Raw genomic sequence first — 15,950 nt, 5'->3', positions numbered from 1 at the left:
ATGAGCATCCAGTTCGTGCACGAGACCCGGCCCCAGCGGGTCCGGTTCGGTTCCGGTGGTGCGGCCACCGCGCTGTCGGCGGAGTTCACGCTCCTCGGCATCACCAGGGCCATGGTGATCACGACCGCGTCCGCGACGGCGGCGGCCGACCGGATCACCGCGGGCCTGCCGGTCGTGCTGCGGTACCGCGACGTCGCCATGCACGTGCCGGTCGAGGTCGCCGAGCGGGCCCGGTCGGCGGCCGCCGCGCACGACGTCGACGCGCTGGTCAGCATCGGCGGCGGTTCGGCGACCGGGCTCGCGAAGGCGGTCGCGCTCACCACCGGTCTGCCGGTCGTGGCCGTGCCGACCACGTACGCGGGCTCGGAGGCGACGGACGTCTGGGGCCTGACCGAGGGCGCGCGCAAAACGACCGGCACCGACCCGCGCGTGCTGCCGCGCGCGATCGTGTACGACGCGGAGCTCACCACGTCGCTGCCGGTGGCGATGAGCGTCGCGTCCGGGGTGAACGCGCTCGCGCACTGCGTCGACTCGATGTGGGCACCCCGCACCGACCCGATCGACCAGGCACTCGCCGTCGAGGGGATGCGCGCCCTGCGGACCGGGCTGCCGATGGTCGTCGCCGACCCGGCCGGGCTGACCGGACGCGAGCACACGCTGTACGCGGCCTACCTCGCGGCCGTGGCGTTCGCGTCCGCGGGCGCCGGCCTGCACCACAAGATCTGCCACGTGCTCGGCGGGATGTTCGGGCTCCCGCACGCGCCGACGCACGCGGTGGTGCTGCCGCACGTGCTGGCGTTCAACGGGCCCGCCGCACCGGAGGCGGCCCGCCGCGTCGCGGACGCCGTCGGCGGGCCGCTCCCGGCGTTGCTTGACTCGCTGGAGGCGCCGAAAGCGTTGCGGGACTTCGGTTTCGCCGAGTCCGACATCCCGTCGGCCGTCGAGGCGGTCCTGCCCGCGGTGCCGCCGGGCAACCCGCGGCCGGTGACGGCGGAGGACGTGACCGCGCTGCTGCACGCCGCCTGGCAGGGCCGTTGAGGACCGGGCGCCCGCGTGAGCGCGTCAGTGGTTCGGCGGGAACTCCTCACCAATCGGCCGTGCGGTTTCCACGTTTCCGGGGTGCGGACCGCCGCCGAGGTTAGCTTGGGATGCGACCCTGCCGTCGGATCCCTTGCGAGGTAAGGAAGATGAACCGTCGTGACCTGCTCCGCTCCACGATGGGCGCGGCCACCGCCGCCGCGGTCGCCGGGCTTGTCGGGCCGTCGACCGTCGCCGCCGCGACGGCCGCCGGGCGAAGCAGGGCGAGCACCTTACGCGTGCGGATCCTCATGTACGACGGGGTCGAGGAGGTCGACTCGATCGGCCCGGCCGAGGTGTTCGACATCGCGCGTGTCTACTACGACGCGAAGGTCGACGTGAGGTACGTGACCGTCGACGAACCCCGCGTCATCACCATGAACCGCGGCGCGAAGATGGTGGTCGAGCACCGCTGGCGGCCGGACGACGCGGACATCGTCGTCGTGCCGGGCGGCGGGTGGCGGGACCCGTCGGCGCCGGGCACGCACGTCGAGATCGCCCGCGGCGTCATCCCCCGCACCCTCGCGGACGCCCACGACGGCACGCGGATCATCGCCGGTGTGTGCGTCGGCGTGATGCTGATGTCGGCGGCCGGGCTCACGAAGAACCGCCCGTGCACCACGCACAACCTCGCCAAGGAACGGCTCGAGGCCGAGGGCGGGATCATCAAGAAGGCCCGCGTGGTCGACGCGGGCACGGTGGTCACCGCCGGCGGTGTCACCTCCGGCATCGACCAGGCGTTGTGGCTCGTGGAACGCGAGTTCGGCCCCGACATGGCGGTCGGCGTCGAGGGCGTGCTCGAACACGAGCGGCGCGGCGCCGTCTGGCGCGCCTGAGAACTTCGGGGAGCGGAAACACCACGGGCCCCGCCGACTGGTCGGCGGGGCCCGGTGTCACCGTGCCACGGGGTCCGGGTGCCACGGAAAATCGGTCAGCGTTCGTCGTCCTCGTTCTCGGGCACGGCGCGCTGCTGCTCCTGGACATCGGCCGGGTCGGCCTCCGTCGTCTCGTCCATCGGCTCGACGTCGGACTCGTCGTCCGTCAGCGCCAGCCGCTGTTCGAGCATGTCGGCCTCGTCGGCCGTCGGTTCCACCATTGCCGCCTCCAGTCGCTCCGGCTGCTCGCTCCAGTGCAGCAACCCGATCGTCATCGTCAGCGCCCGGCGCACGGTGTCGAGACCGGTCCGTTGGTCCACCCCGCGCACGGCAAGGTCCAGTTGGAACGACGCGTCGTCCGGGCTGCCGTTCAGCTCGGCGAGCATCGCCCGGATCGTCGCCCGCACCGGGGGCTCCAGGTCGTCGATGCCGACCCGGTCGTTGTCGTCGTCGCGCAGGTCGATCGCGAACGCCGCACGGTCCCGCAGCGGGCCCGCACTGTCCCGCACCGCCGTGGTGGCGACGTTGATCAGCTCCGCGACGATCTCACGCACGTACGGGCGCAACGCGCCATCGGGGTGCGCCGCCACGGTCTCCAACGTCTCGGTCAGGCCGACCGGATCGGCTTCCAGGACGCAGTGAAGGAGCTGGTGTGCCGTGGCCTGCGCTTCCGGGTCCTCGCTGCGCATGCTGTTCTCCCTCGGACTCGGCCGTGGTTCCCCGACCGGATGCCCACGTGCGCGACTCCCAAACCTGTTCGGCTGAACGTCCTACCAGCGGTACCAGCGTCCCGTGCCACCGCCGACCGGCCGGCGGATGACGAAACCGAGGAGCCACAGGACCAGCAGCACACCCGCGACGATCCACAGCGCCTTCACCGCGAACCCGAAGCCGAACAGGACGAGCACCAACAACAGCACCAGAATCAGAGGAAGCATGAACACGCCTTTCTGTGTTGTGTTGCCCGCGTCTGAGCTACCCGGGCGATCCCCTGGTAAACGCGCCATTCGGCCGGTTTCCTGCAACTTGCCGATGGGTATCCGTCGGAAGTACACCGGAACGAGAGGTGCAAGCACATGGACAGCAGCAGCTATGTGGCGTTCCTCGTCATCGGCACCGTGCTGGTCCTGATCGACGGGCAGATCATCTACCGCAACGGCCGTCGATTCCTGCAGCAGGCCACCCCCAACGCTCCAGCGGAGTCACTGACGAAGCTCGTGTCGGTGCTGTTCCACCTCGGCACCCTGGGTGTCCTGGCGTTGATCTCCGTGATCGACGTGCCGGCCGACGACCCGATCCAGAACGTGGTGGTGCGCCTGGGGATCATCCTGATCGTGCTGGGGATCGCGCACTGGATCGCGGTGTCCTCGCTGAGCAGGATCCGTGACCGCGAGGAGTACGAGGAGTACACGAACGCCGAACGCGAGGCGCGACGCAAGGCGCACGAGACGGCGATGCGCGCGCAGGGCACCTACGTGCCCGAGCCCACCGAAAGTCCGGCCTACAGCGGGGAAAGCGCCACGGCGGTGGTCAACCGGCAGCAGCAGTACCCGCGATAGGCGCGTCGAACGGAGCGTCGAACAGCGCGCTCACGGACTCGCCGTTGTGGATTCGGCGCATGGCTTCGGCCAGCGCCGGTGCCACGGACAGGACCGTCAGCTTGTCGGAGCGCTCGGCGATCGGCACGGTGTTGGTGCAGACGATCTCGGTGACGTCCGCATGACCGCCGATCCGGCCGAGCGCTCCGGCCGCGAAAAGGCCGTGCGTGCACGCGACCCGGATCGACCGCACGTCCCGTTCACGCAGCTTCGACAGCAGCTCGATGACCGTGCTGCCCTTGGCGATCTCGTCGTCGAGCACGATCACGTCGCGGCCGCTCACGTCGCCGATGATCGAGGTGATCTCCACCCGGTCGTCGGTGAACCGCTGCTTGGCGCCGGCCGCCACCGGCACGCCGAGCAGCCGCGCGAAGTGCGAGGCCTCCTTGGCATTGCCGAGGTCCGGGGACACCACGATCGTGTTCGACAGGTCGTAGCGGCGGAAGTAGCCCGCGAGCTCGCGCAGCGCGTGCAGGTGGTCGACCGGCACGCTGAAGAACCCGTGCACCTGCGGTGAGTGCAGCGTCATCGCGAGCACCCTGCTCGCCCCCGCCGCGACGAGCAGGTCCGCGACGAGCCGGCCGCCGATGGAGATCCGGGGCGCGTCCTTCTTGTCCGACCGCGCGTACGCGTAGTGCGGCATCACCACGGTCGTGCGGGCCGCGGACGCACCGCGCGCGGCATCGAGCATCAGCAGCAGCTCGACGAGGTTCTCCTGCACCGGCGCGACGAGCGGCTGGATCAGGAACACGTCCCGTTCGCGGCAGTTCGCCTGGAGCTGCACCTCGATGCAGTCGTTGGCGAAGCGCTTCACCCGCACCGGCCGCAGCGGCACCTCGAGGTGGTCGCAGATCTCGGCCGCCAACTCGGGATGGGCGCTGCCGCCGAAGACGGCGATCTCCCGCAATGCTCTCTCCCCTGCTCTCGGCTGGCCCCCGCATGCTATCGGCCGCCGAGAGCAGGTGAGTGAGCTGGTCAGAAGCTCGTCGGGATCGACGGGTGGCGCTGCACCGTGACCGCCGTGCGCACGATGACCTCCTTGTACAGCGCGGCGAGCCGGCCGGTCAGCACGGCCTCCTTCGGGCGGTCGTCGGCGTTGACGAACTGGATCAGCCCGTCCCGGCGGCCGAGGCTGATGCACTGGTTCACGTAGCGGAACCGGAACGGCTTGGGGTCCTTGCCGTCGCGGCGGGCCAGGATCGCCCTGACCGCCTGCTGCGCCGAGGGCATCCCGGTGGCGCAGGCCATGCGCAGTTCCTGCCCACCCTGCCTGCGCACGGCCGCCGCGTCGCCGACGCCGTAGACGTCCGGGTGGGACGTCGAGCGCAGCGTCTCGTCCACGACCATCCGGCCGTGTTCGTCCACGGCGAACCCGGCGTCCTTCGCGAGCGCGGGCACGGTGAACCCGGTGGTCCACACGACCAGATCGGACGGGACGTGTTCGCCGCCGGCCAGCACCACGCCGTCGGCCAGCACCTCGGCGACGTCGACCTGGTCGCGCAGCTCGATGCCGAGCCGGGTGAAGGTGCGGCGCAGGTGCCTGCGCGCCTTCTCCGACAGGGCCGCGCCGAGCACACCGCCGGTCACCAGGCGGACCTTCAGCTCCGGGCGCTGCTCGGCCAGCTCGGTGGCGGCCTCGATGCCGGTCAGTCCCCCGCCGACGACCGTGACCACGTCCCCGTCGCGCAGGCGGGCACGCAACCGCTCGGCCTCTTCGGCCACTGCCACGGTGTGGGCGTGCTCGGCGGCACCCGGCACGGCCGAGAGGTCCATGCGGCTGCCCAGCGCGTAGACCAGCGTGTCGTACGGCAGGCGCTCCCCGCCCGCCAGCACGACCGACCTGTCGTCGGTGTCGACGGCGGCGACCCGGTCGATCACCAGGTGGATGCCGGTGCCCGCGACCAGCTCCGCGAGCGGCCGTTCCCGCAGGTCCTCCCCCGCGGCGACCTGGTGCAGCCGCACCCGCTCGACGAACCGGTCGCGGTCGTTGACCAGGGTCACCACGACGTCCTTCGCCCGTGCCGCCGCCTGGGCCGCGATCTGCCCCGAGTAGCCGCCGCCGAGCACCACGATCCGCGTGGTCATGGTCGTTCCCCTTCCTCCCGTGCGCCTTGTCGCTGTGTGGACAGAAATCCGGCGGCTTTCGTGACACCTCGAGAGCGAGAGTCAAGTCACACCGCGTACGGTCGGCAGGGTTCCCGTGAGTGACTGGAGGTACGGAGTCATGCGAATCGTCACGGACACCGCGCGCTGTGTGGGCGCCGGGCAGTGCGCGCTCACCGAGCCGTCCGTGTTCGACCAGAGCGACGAGGACGGCACGGTCGTGCTCCTCATCGACGCGGTCGAGGGCGAGACCCTCGCCAACGTGCGGGAAGCCGTCGACCTCTGCCCCAGCCAGGCCCTGTCGCTGAAAGAGGAGTGAGCGCGCCGCCCCCACTTCTGTGAATTTCACACCGACATTCGTCGGTAGTGGGCACTTGGCAACGATTCGCACACTGTGCGTGTTCGACCCTGCCAAGTACGTCACACGGAGTCGGGGGCACTCACATGACAGTCACGCGCACCCTGCTGCGCAGGACCGGCCTGGCGCTCGCCTGTGCGCTGGCCGCGGCCACGATCGGCGGCGTCGCCGCGGCGAACCCGGCGCCGGGTGATCACGTCCCGGCGACGATCGACCCCGCGGAGTGCGAGTCGATCCCGCCGGACCGCGACCTCGCGGTCACCACCACCGTCCACGACGTCGGCGTCAGCATGGGCGCGTCGGAGAAGGTGATGCTCGCCGGGTTCGAGGCGGGCTGGGTCGAGTCGCACATGAACAACCTGCCGTGCGGCGACAAGGACTCGCTCGGCGTGTTCCAGCAGCGGCCGAGCCAGGGCTGGGGCACGCCGGAGCAGATCATGGACGTCACCTACGCGGCCACCCAGTTCTTCACCCAGGCCATCCACAACGAGCCGCTGTACCCGGACTACACCGCGGGCCTGCTCGCGCAGAGCGTCCAGCGCTCGTGCTGCCCGGAACGCTACGACCAGGCCGAGGGCAAGGCGCTCGAGATGCTCGCCGAGGTCCGCGGCTGACCGTGCCGCGCGTCGCCGGTGCACGGAACCATCGCGGGTGACCACCCGTCCCAGAGGCCATGTCCGGGGTACGGAAAGCAGTCGTCGGAGTGGCCATCTTCGTGGTCGGGGCGCTGGTCGGGGGCGCGATCATCTGGTGGCAGGGGCGGGACGAGACGGAAGCGAGCCAACGACCACCCACCGTCGGGCCAGTGGAGCTGCCGGACGAGTTGCCCGCACTGCCCGCGCGGCTCGACCTGAGCGAGGCGAACCGGCGGGCGCCGCTGCCCGGCCTTCCGGACTGGTCGCACGCCGGGTATCGGGAGGGCAAACCGCTTCCCGGCGACGGCGAGATCACCGGTGACGAGAACTGCGTGGTCACCCCCGAGGAGCTGGCGGACCGCGGTGTCCGGCCGGACGACCGCACCGACGACACCGACGGCCTCCAGGAGGCGATCGACCACGTCAGGGCCGAGTGCTCGCCCGGCGCGAGCTACGACGACCTCTCGCTGATCACGCTGCCCGCCGGGCAGCTCGACGTGTCCCGCCAGATCTCGCTCGACGCCGACTACCTCGTCCTGCGTGGCGCCGGTGACGACCCCGCCGACGGCACCCGCGTCGTCTTCCGCCCCGACGAGAACACCCGGTACGACTCGCTCGGCGACGACGGCGCCGACTGGGACGAGGACGGCATGACCCACGAGAGCGGCAAGGGCGGCTGGCTCTGGCCGGGCCGCGGGTTGTTCCGCGTCCAGTCGCGTGCCGTGGACGAGGACTACCAGGAGGACCACGAGTCCGCACCGGCCAACCGCCGGGACCTGTTCGAGGGCACGGTGAACGTGCACTGGAAGGCGGGCGTGAAGCTCGCGGCGCCCGCCGAGGCCGGGGACACGACGATCCGGCTCGCCAAGCGGCCCAAGGGGTTCGAGGTCGGCGGCTACGTGAACATCCGCGCGGCCAACACGATGCGGTTCTACGACTTCCAGCACGCGCTGCCCACCGAGCACGAGCTGCGGAACATCCACATGCGCCAGCAGATCTTCCGGGTCACCGCCGTGGACGAGGACGCCGAGACCATCACGATCGACAGGCCGCTCGAGTTCGACGTGCCGGTCGACTCGGTGTCCGACGGGTCGGCGGAGATCGACGGCAAGACCTACGACTCCAAGGCCGCGCCGCTCGTCGACCCGGTGCTCGGGGTCGGGATCGAGAAGCTGTTCCTCACCCAGGTGGTCGACGGGCACGACCCGGCCGAGGCGGAGCACGAGTACGGCAACCTCTCCCCCGCCGACCAGATGCACGGCATCGTGTTCAAGTGGGCGGTCAACGGCTGGGTCCGCGGTGTGACCACCTACATGACCGGCTCGCACCCGGTGGTCACGGAGGAGGCGAAGAACCTCCAGATCGAGGGCAACCGATTCGTCGGCGCGTGGAACAAGGGCAAGGGCGGCAACGGTTACCTGCGCGGCTCCCGCGTGTGGGACTCGGTGTACGCGGGCAACACGCTGCGCGGGCTGCGGCACTTCACGTTCCAGTGGTCGGCGTCGGGCAACGTGTTCGTCGGCAACGACACCGACGCCGACGTGAACTTCCACGGTGGCTGGGAACGGCACAACCTGGTCGAGAACAACACGGTCGCGGTGCCGTTCGAGCACGCGCCCGGCAACTGCTCGGCCAACTGCGGCGGTGAGGGCGGGGACAGCGACGACGAGTCGACCTGGTACCCGATCTGGTGGGGTGCGGGGAAGAAGGCCGTGAAGTGGTCCGGTGCGACCGGCCCGCGGAACGTCGTCTACCGCAACACGATGACCAAGCAGACCACCGAGGGCGGCACGCCGGTGCCCTACTACGCCGACAAGAACACCGTCTACCAGTTCGGCTGGGACGGCACGAAGTACCTGCACCTGTCGCGGGACGGCGCGCCGATCGACGACTGGGCAGGCAACGAGGACGCCGACTTCAGCGGCGCCGGCGTCGACACCTCGCTGACCTACGCCGGGCCGTCACTGTTCCTGAAGGCCCTCTGACCGGGCGAGGACCTCACGGGCGGACCGGACCACGGCCTCGTCGACCATGCGGCCGTCGGCGTCCACGGCGACCCCGGTGCCCGATGACAGCAGGGCCACGGTCGCGCGCGCCTTCTCGACCTCCTCGGCCGACGGCGTGAAGACCGCGTTGATCGTGGCCAGCTGCGTGGGGGTGATGGCGGTGCGGGCGCGGAAGCCCTGACGCAGCAACAGTTCCGTGGTCCGTTCGAGGTCGGACAGGTCACGGACCGCGGTGTGGACCGGGCCGACGGGTGGTAGCAGCCCGGCCGCCGCGGACGCGACGACGACCGCGGACCGGATCGGCCACAGCTCCTCGCGGTCGGGGCCGGGCCGCAGGTTCAACTCCCCCGCGAGGTCCGCCTCCCCCAGCCCGAGGCGGACCACGCGGGGCGACTCGGCGACCGCGTGCAGATGGCGCAACCCACGCGCGGTCTCCAGGAGTGCCAGCACCGGCACCCGTCGCGACCCTAACAGCACGTCCACTTCGGACAGGAGAGCGGGCTCGGCTTTCGGCACGACCACACCCGCCAGCCCCGGCCGGTCCGCGACCGCCGCGAGGTCGTCGGCGGGCGTGTCCGCGTTGATGCGCACCCACGCGGTGCCCGTGTCCAGATAGGACGCCACCGCGGTCCGCGCCGCCCCCTTGTTCGCCACCGCGACGGCGTCCTCGAGGTCGGCGATCAGCGCGTCCGCGCCCCGGCGGGCCGCGCCGTCGAGCAGGCGCGACTGGTCGCCGGGGACGTACAGGTAACTGCGCGGCGTCATGCGCCCGTCGGCCGCTTGAGGTACTGCCCGACCGGCTCGCCGACGACCTTGCCGGACTCCAGCACCCGGTGGCCGCGGACGAACGTGTCGGTCACGGCCGCGGTCATCGAGAAGCCCTCGAACGGCGTGTACTCCTGCGTGGACTCGGAGTCGGCCGCGCGGACGGTCCAGTCGACGGTCGGGTCGACCAGCGCGATGTCCGCGTCGAAGCCCACGCCGATGGCGCCCTTGTTCCGCAGTCCGAAGCGGGTGGCCGGGTTCCACGAGGTCAGCCTGGCGATCTCGCCGGGCGGCAGGCCCCGCTTCGCGCCCTCGGTGACCAGGCCGGGCAGGAGGTACTCGGCACCACCGAAGCCAGACTTGGCGAGGAACACGTTGTCACGCGGGTCGCCGAACTTCTGCTCGTCGCGGCAGCACGCGTGGTCGGACACCACCCAGTCGACGTCACCGGCGAGCACGTGGCCCCACAGCGCCTCGACGTCGGCGCGCGGGCGGATCGGCGGGTTGACCTTGGCGCCGAGCCCGGACGCGGTGTCGATGTCGGCGAGCAGGTGCCCGACCGTGACCTCGCGGCGGAACCGGATGTGCGGGAACGCCGTCGCCATCCGCAGCGCCGCGTCCATGGCCTTCGCCGACGACAGGTGCAGCAGGTTGATGGTCGGCAGGCCGGTCTCGTGCGCCAGGTAGGACGCGATCGACACGGCGAGGCCCTCGGAGTGCTGCGGGCGGGACGCCGAGTACGCGGCGAGGCCGGTGAGCGCGCCCTCCTCCTCGACGAGCTTGGTGTACGCGGTCATGATCTCCGCGGTCTCGCAGTGCAGCGACAGCGAGATCTCGTCGGCCAGTTCGGGGAACTGCTCGCGGGCGGCCTGGATGCCGCGCATCACGAACTCGAAGTGCGCGTAGTCGTACCGCTCGCCCTCGGGGATCATGAGGAACGAGTTCTGGTCGGCGGACCGGCCGTGCAGGCCGTGGCTGCCGTAGAACATGAACACCTTGAACGAGGTCACGCCGTGGTCGCGGACGAGCGCGGGGATCTCGTCGATGTGCTCACGCATCATCGGCGCGAGGTGGTAGGCGTAGTCCACGTAGGCCTTGCCGTCGGTCAGCGAGAGCACCTCGGGGAACACATCGGCGTACGCGCCGCCCTTGTTGAGGTAGTACTGGCCGGTGCGCATGTAGTTCAGCGCGGACGTCACGCCGCCCTGCGCGCACGCGCGGCTCTCGGACGCGGCGTCGACCGGCAGCGGGTTGTAGATGCCCCAGTGCTGGTGGGCGTCCACCACGCCGGGGAACGCGAGCTTGCCGCCACCGTCCACGACGGACGTGGCGGTCGCCGGGTCGATGCCCGGTACGACCCGGACGATCTTCCCGTCCTTGACGCCGATGTCGGCGCGCTGGGCTTCCGGCCGGTCGTGGTGGACGACCTTGACGTTGGTGACGAGGAGGTCGAGCTGTTCAGTCATGATCGTCTCCCGGTGACTCTAGGCGGGTGAGGGGGCGCAGCAACGCGGCGAGGTCGGCGACCGAGTCGAGGGTCAGCGCCAGCTCCCGCACGGTCGCAGCGGTGGCGGGGGCGAGACGGCCGGCGACGTTGTCGGTGAACTTCGCCGCCAGCTCTGCTTCGGACAGTGGCCGGGCCGGGCCGCCGCGGTTGGCGAGCACCTCGGCCGTCCACTCGCGACCGTCGGCGGTGCGCACGGTCACGATCGCGGGGAACTGGTTGGGGAAGATGGCGTCGCAGCGGTCGTCGCCGGTGACGGTCACCTTCGCCATGAGCGCGCGACGGGCCGGGTCGGCGGCGAGCGCGTCGGTGAAGTCGGCGAGCCCGGCACCGAGGCCCTGCCCGCCGAGCAGCCCGGTCACCACGGCGTAGGGGCCGCTGAACTGGGCCTGGTACCCCGTGGCCGGGGCACGTTTGGTCTCGATCGGCTGGCCGATCGTGCGGATCACCGCGGTCGGCACGCGCAGCTCGATCGACTCGATCTCGTCCACGGGCACGCCCCGGGCACGCAGTTCCGCGCCCGCGTCGATGGCGGTGTGGGTGAAGTGGTTGGCCGGGTACGGCTTGAAGAAGATGCCCGGCACCGCCCACTCCTCGCCGAGGCCGCCCGCGACCTGGTCGAGGTCGGTCTGGTCGCGGAGGAACGCCTGGAAGAAGCCGAACCGGCCTTCGAGGACGGTCGGCGGACCGGTGAACCCGCGCCGCACCAGCCCGGCCGCGGTGACCGCGGACTGGGCGGCCCACCCGCAGTGCAGCCGCTTGACCGTGCCGCCGGTGCGGTTGGCCTCGATGACGCCGGACGCGAACGACGCGGTGACGCCGAGCGCGTGCAGCACGCCCTCCTCGCCGAGCCCGAAGAGCAACGCGGCGGCGGCGGCCGCGCCCATGGCGCCGCAGATGGACGTGGCGTGCTGGCCGTGTTCGAAGTAGACGGAGTTGCCGAGGTCGCGGTCGTAGCCCGCCATGCCGAGCCGGACCGCGATCTCCAGCCCGACGGCGACGGCGGCGACCGTATCCCGGCCGGACGCGCCTGCCGCCTCGGCCGCGGCCAGGGCGGCCGGGACGACGCTGGCGCTGGGGTGCAGCACCGACGGCAGGTGCGTGTCGTCGTAGTCCAGCGAGTGGGCCAGGACACCGTTGACGAAGGCGGCGCTCGCGGCGGGCACCGGCTCGGCGAGCCCGATCGCGCTCGCCTGCTGCCTGCCGCCCTGCTCGGCGGCGTGCGCGAGGATCGCCTGGCTCGTCGGCAGCGCCTGCGCGGCCACGCACAGCCCGAGCACGTCGAGCACGCGCTGCCGCACGGACGCGACGACGTCGGCCGGTGGCCCGTCGGCGAACGTCCGCGCCGCGAACGACGCGAGCCGCTGCGCGAGAGTTGGAGACTCCACTGTGGTCACGCGCCCACCACCGCGAGCGGCCGCACAGGGGAGCCCGTCGCGCCGAACAGGGGCAGCGGCGACAGGACGAACAGGAACTCGTGCACGCCCGCGGCGGCGACGCCCTCCAGGTTGAGCGCCTCGATGATGTAGACGCCGCGTTCGACGAGCAGCACGCGGTGCGCGGGCAGGCTCGTGTGGCCCGCGCCGGGGGCGAGGCGCTCGAACGCGATGGTGTCCGCGCCGACGGCGTGGGCGCCCTTGTCGGCGAGCCAGACCGCACCCGCCTCCGAGACACCGGGCACGCCCGTGGACTTCCCTTGGTACACCGAGGGATCCGGGTCGTCGAACAACCGGCCCCAGCCGCTGCGCACCAGCACGACGTCACCGGCACGCACGGGCGTGTCCTGCCGCTTCTCCGCGGCTTCCAGGTCCGCCGGGGTGATCTCGTAGCCCGCGTCGCAGCCGACCGGGATGCCGAGCGCGGCAGGCACGTCGAGCAGCACGCCGCGGCGGACCATCGGCTTGATGGTGTGCGCGCCCAGCTCGACGAACTTGCCGCCGCGTCCGGCCTCGAACGCGTCGGAGCCGTCGACCAGCCTGCCGTTGTGCGAGACGTGGGCGAACGCGTCGATGTGGGTGCCGACGTGCGTGCCCATCGTGATCATGTCGTTGGCGGCCGACCCACCGTCGGCACGGACCATGTCGCCGTGGCGGCGCGGCAGCGCGTGCCAGAACGCCGGGTGGTTGGGCGACTGCGGCATCCCGACCCGCAGCTCGCGGCCGAGGTCGTGGACGGTCAGTCCACTCTCGACGGCCTGCAGCAACGTCTCGGTCGTCTGTGCTGTCGTCATCAGGCCACCACCCGCTCCGCGCGCAGGCGCGCCAGCTCGTCCGCGTCCACTCCCAGTTCCCCCAAAACGTCGTCGGTGTCCGCCCCCAGCGCCCGGCCGGTGAACCGGATCCGGCCGGGCGCGCGCTCGGCCCGCCACATCACGTTGTGCATCAGCAGCGGCCCGAAGTCCTCGTCCTGCGCGGTGGTCAGCATCTCCGTGGTGCGCACGTGCTCGTCCTCGACGAGGTCGCGTGCGCTGTAGATCGGGGCGATCGCGGCGCCCGCGTCGGCGAACGCGGCGGTCACCTCCGCCTCGGTGCGTTCCGCGATCCAGCCGCCCACGTACTCGTCGAGCAGGTCGGCGTGGCCGGCGCGGCCGAGCCCGGTGGCGAACCACGGCTCGTCGACGACCTCGGGGTGCCCGACCAGCTCCATGACCCGTTCGGCGATCCGCTGCGCGCTCGTGGACACGGCGAGCCAGCGGCCGTCCTTGGTGCGGTAGGTGTTGCGCGGCGCGTTGTTGGTGGACCGGTTGCCGTGCCGCTCGCCGACGATCCCGAGCTGGTCGTACACCGTCGGGCCGGGCCCGACCGCGTCCATGATCGGTTCGAGCAGGTTCATGTCGATGATCTCGCCGCGGCCGCCGTTGCGTTCACGGGCGTACAGCGCCATCACCGCCGCCGACGACGCCGCGATGCCGCAGATGCTGTCGGCGAGCCCGAACGCGGGCAGCGTGGGCGGGCCGCCGGCCTCGCCGGTGAGGTGCGCGAACCCGCTCATGGCCTCGGCGAGCGTGCCGAAGCCCGCGCGCGGGGCGTACGGGCCGGTCTGGCCGAAGCCGGTGATCCGCACGATCACGAGTGCCGGGTTGACCTCGTGCAGCTGCTCCGGGCCGATGCCCCAGCGCTCGAGGGTGCCGGGGCGGAAGTTCTCGACGAGCACGTCGGCGGTGGCTGCGAGGCGCAGCAGCAGGTCCGCACCCTCGCGAGTGGACAGTTTCAGGCCGACGGTGCGCTTGTTGCGGGAGATCTCCTTCCACCACAACGGGATCCCGTCCTTGGCCTCGCCGTGGCCGCGCATGCCGTCACCCGCCTCCGGGTGCTCGATCTTGACCACGTCCGCGCCGTGGTCGCCGAGGATCCGGCAGCACAGTGGGCCGGCGAGGATCGTCGAGACGTCCAGCACCCGCACCCCGGTGAGAGGTCCGTCCTGCATCAATCCCCCTGTCCAATGGGTCCTGTTCCGCTATATGTAACGCCGGTCCGCTCAGAGGTTAAGTCGCGGGCGACGCCAGGGTCAACCTCAGCGGGCCGCACCTTGTGTGAGACCCATCGCCAGATGCCGCCGTTGACCGCTGCGACCAGGCCCGCGACCGCCGCGCACGCCGCCATGGCGAGCCATCCGGTGCCGTAGCCGTACCGCTCCGTGAGCGCACCCACGAGCAGCGGACCGGCGATCCCGCCCGCGCAGCCACCCGCCTGGACCAGCGCCGTCGACGCGCCGGGTGCGTCCGGATGGGACTGCACGACGGCGAGCCCGAGCACGCCGGTCCAGCCCCAGCCCGCGGCACCGGCGAGCAGCGCGCCCGCCCAAGCGGTCGGCGCCGAAGGCACCACGAGCAACGCGAACCCGGCGGCCCCGGCCAGGAGCAGCGCGGCGGACGTGGCCCGGCCGGGCACCCGCACACCCAGCAGCCCGAGCACCATGCGCACGCCGATGGTCGCCGCGCTGGTCGCGGCGAGGGCCACTCCGGCCGTGCCCGCCGCCATCCCCAGCTCCACGCCGTGGCCGACGAAGAACGTGGACAGCGCGGTCGCGGCCGCCGAGCCGAGGAAGAACATCCCGGTGACCAGCAGCAGCGGCGTGATCGGCTGCAGCGGCGCCTGTGTCACCGGCCGGTCCGCACCGGCCATGGCGGGCACGGGCAGCAGGAGGACCAGCACCACGAGCACGGCCCCGATCCCGAACACGACCCGCCAGTGCACGACCGCGGCCAGCGTGGGCACGCACATCCCGGCGATCAGCGTGGCGGCGGGGATCGACGACCGTTCCAGCGCGAACGCGAGCGGCCGTCGTCCGGCCCGCACGACCCGCACGATGATCATCCCGCCGACCGGTGCCGCGACCGTCGACCCGACGCCACCGATCGCCATGGCCACCAGCAGCCCCGGGTACGTCCCGCCGAGCACCGCGACCGAGGTCAGGCAGGCCGCCGCACCCGCGATGGCCAGGCGGGCGGAGGTGCGCGGGCCCATGCGGTCGACGATCCGGCCGCCGACCGGCAACAGCACCGCGCCGACCCCGAAGAACACGGAGACGACGGCACCCAGCTGTGTCGCCGACAGGCCGAGGTCCGCCCGCACCGCCACGCCGACCGCCCCGACCAGGTAGAGCGGGAACATGTAGCCCGCCCCGATCAGGACGGCGAGCGTGACCGCGCGACGGGCCGGGGTCAACCCCAGATCTCGTCGGCATAGGTGATGTTCACGTCCGTGTGCCAGCCCGTCTCCGGGTCCTGGCCCCACTTCTCCCGCCACTTCGCCGCGTGCTCGAGCACCGCCGGGTCGCCGTGGTGGAGCTTGCCGCCCGCGTGGAACGCGTCGAGGTCGTCGACGAACATGAGGTCGAAGTGGCGGAACCACTCCTGCCCACGCGCGTTCTGCCGCACCACGTAGTTGGCGTAGTTCTGGATGCCCGGGTGCCGGCGGAAGACGGGGTAGTCGACCGTCCTCGTGTACTCGGCGTACTCCTCCAGCGGGACGCCGGGCTTGATGTTGTAGGTCAGCAGGACGAGCTTGCGTGCCATGGTGTGTCTCCT

At 71.7% G+C, this 15,950-nt stretch carries 17 protein-coding genes; 6 read left to right on the top strand and 11 right to left on the bottom strand.

Annotated elements, in window-relative coordinates:
- Together ACIBVP_RS04310 and ACIBVP_RS04305 are read left to right on the top strand one after the other, a co-directional pair.
- Positions 1–1,038, top strand: coding sequence for a maleylacetate reductase (locus tag ACIBVP_RS04310; protein ID WP_396104508.1), 1,038 nt, complete (start codon positions 1–3; stop codon positions 1,036–1,038).
- 149 nt (positions 1,039–1,187) lie between these two features.
- Positions 1,188–1,913, top strand: a complete 726-nt coding sequence (locus ACIBVP_RS04305) for a DJ-1/PfpI family protein (RefSeq protein ID WP_396104507.1) — start codon at positions 1,188–1,190, stop codon at positions 1,911–1,913.
- A 95-nt stretch (positions 1,914–2,008) separates the two neighbouring features.
- Here the strand turns inward: ACIBVP_RS04305 and ACIBVP_RS04300 are convergent, their stop codons facing one another.
- Entirely contained in the window at positions 2,009–2,641 is a 633-nt protein-coding gene (locus ACIBVP_RS04300) for a hypothetical protein (protein WP_396104506.1), read from the bottom strand.
- A gap of 81 nt (positions 2,642–2,722) precedes the next feature.
- Entirely contained in the window at positions 2,723–2,890 is a 168-nt protein-coding gene (locus ACIBVP_RS04295; RefSeq protein ID WP_396104505.1) for a hydrophobic protein, read from the bottom strand.
- A 138-nt stretch (positions 2,891–3,028) separates the two neighbouring features.
- Here ACIBVP_RS04295 and ACIBVP_RS04290 point away from each other — a divergent pair, with 138 nt between their 5' ends.
- A complete protein-coding gene (locus ACIBVP_RS04290) occupies positions 3,029–3,511 on the top strand; it encodes a hypothetical protein (protein WP_396104504.1) in 483 nt (160 codons plus the stop codon).
- Here ACIBVP_RS04290 and ACIBVP_RS04285 read toward each other — a convergent pair.
- Both ACIBVP_RS04285 and ACIBVP_RS04280 read right to left on the bottom strand, forming a co-directional pair.
- A complete protein-coding gene (locus tag ACIBVP_RS04285) occupies positions 3,483–4,457 on the bottom strand; it encodes a ribose-phosphate diphosphokinase (protein WP_396104503.1) in 975 nt (324 codons plus the stop codon). The two genes, ACIBVP_RS04290 and ACIBVP_RS04285, sit on opposite strands and share 29 nt — an antisense overlap.
- Before the next feature lie 68 nt (positions 4,458–4,525).
- The gene (locus ACIBVP_RS04280; RefSeq protein ID WP_396104502.1) at positions 4,526–5,635 is read right to left on the bottom strand and encodes an NAD(P)/FAD-dependent oxidoreductase; all 1,110 of its coding nucleotides are present in this window, start codon (positions 5,633–5,635) and stop codon (positions 4,526–4,528) included.
- Between the two features lie 139 nt (positions 5,636–5,774).
- On the opposite strand from ACIBVP_RS04280, the gene ACIBVP_RS04275 reads away from it, so the two are divergent.
- From ACIBVP_RS04275 to ACIBVP_RS04265, 3 genes are all read left to right on the top strand, one after another.
- A complete protein-coding gene (locus tag ACIBVP_RS04275; protein ID WP_396104501.1) occupies positions 5,775–5,972 on the top strand; it encodes a ferredoxin in 198 nt (65 codons plus the stop codon).
- 125 nt (positions 5,973–6,097) lie between these two features.
- Entirely contained in the window at positions 6,098–6,625 is a 528-nt protein-coding gene (locus tag ACIBVP_RS04270; RefSeq protein ID WP_396104500.1) for a hypothetical protein, read from the top strand.
- 89 nt (positions 6,626–6,714) lie between these two features.
- Positions 6,715–8,631: a hypothetical protein gene (locus ACIBVP_RS04265; RefSeq protein WP_396104499.1), complete on the top strand. Its 1,917-nt coding sequence runs from the start codon at positions 6,715–6,717 to the stop codon at positions 8,629–8,631.
- On the opposite strand, the gene ACIBVP_RS04260 is transcribed toward ACIBVP_RS04265, so the two are convergent.
- Genes ACIBVP_RS04260 through ACIBVP_RS04230 form a run of 7 tightly spaced genes read right to left on the bottom strand, consistent with a single transcriptional unit; the run spans position 8,608 to position 15,938 of the window.
- Complete coding sequence (locus ACIBVP_RS04260; protein ID WP_396104498.1) at positions 8,608–9,417, bottom strand: HpcH/HpaI aldolase/citrate lyase family protein; 810 nt, start codon at positions 9,415–9,417, stop codon at positions 8,608–8,610. The two genes, ACIBVP_RS04265 and ACIBVP_RS04260, sit on opposite strands and share 24 nt — an antisense overlap.
- Positions 9,414–10,883: a dihydroorotase family protein gene (locus ACIBVP_RS04255; protein ID WP_396104497.1), complete on the bottom strand. Its 1,470-nt coding sequence runs from the start codon at positions 10,881–10,883 to the stop codon at positions 9,414–9,416. The genes ACIBVP_RS04260 and ACIBVP_RS04255 overlap by 4 nt, the downstream gene beginning before the upstream one ends.
- A complete protein-coding gene (locus ACIBVP_RS04250) occupies positions 10,876–12,318 on the bottom strand; it encodes an MmgE/PrpD family protein (protein WP_396104496.1) in 1,443 nt (480 codons plus the stop codon). Before ACIBVP_RS04250 ends, ACIBVP_RS04255 begins: the two co-directional genes overlap by 8 nt.
- Complete coding sequence (locus ACIBVP_RS04245) at positions 12,315–13,151, bottom strand: cyclase family protein (RefSeq protein WP_396104495.1); 837 nt, start codon at positions 13,149–13,151, stop codon at positions 12,315–12,317. Before ACIBVP_RS04245 ends, ACIBVP_RS04250 begins: the two co-directional genes overlap by 4 nt.
- Positions 13,151–14,347 carry a CaiB/BaiF CoA transferase family protein gene (locus ACIBVP_RS04240; protein ID WP_396104494.1) on the bottom strand — a complete coding sequence of 399 codons (1,197 nt, stop codon included), beginning with the start codon at positions 14,345–14,347 and terminating at the stop codon, positions 13,151–13,153. The genes ACIBVP_RS04245 and ACIBVP_RS04240 overlap by 1 nt, the downstream gene beginning before the upstream one ends.
- Entirely contained in the window at positions 14,347–15,588 is a 1,242-nt protein-coding gene (locus tag ACIBVP_RS04235; RefSeq protein WP_396104493.1) for an MFS transporter, read from the bottom strand. Before ACIBVP_RS04235 ends, ACIBVP_RS04240 begins: the two co-directional genes overlap by 1 nt.
- Positions 15,585–15,938: a hypothetical protein gene (locus tag ACIBVP_RS04230; RefSeq protein WP_396104492.1), complete on the bottom strand. Its 354-nt coding sequence runs from the start codon at positions 15,936–15,938 to the stop codon at positions 15,585–15,587. Before ACIBVP_RS04230 ends, ACIBVP_RS04235 begins: the two co-directional genes overlap by 4 nt.
- Between the last annotated feature and the right edge of the window lie 12 nt (positions 15,939–15,950).

This window comes from Actinophytocola sp. NPDC049390 (assembly GCF_044466355.1).
Lineage (GTDB): Bacteria > Actinomycetota > Actinomycetes > Mycobacteriales > Pseudonocardiaceae > Actinophytocola.
Note: the sequence above shows the minus strand (reverse complement) of the source record. Positions and strands in the feature narration are given on the sequence as shown.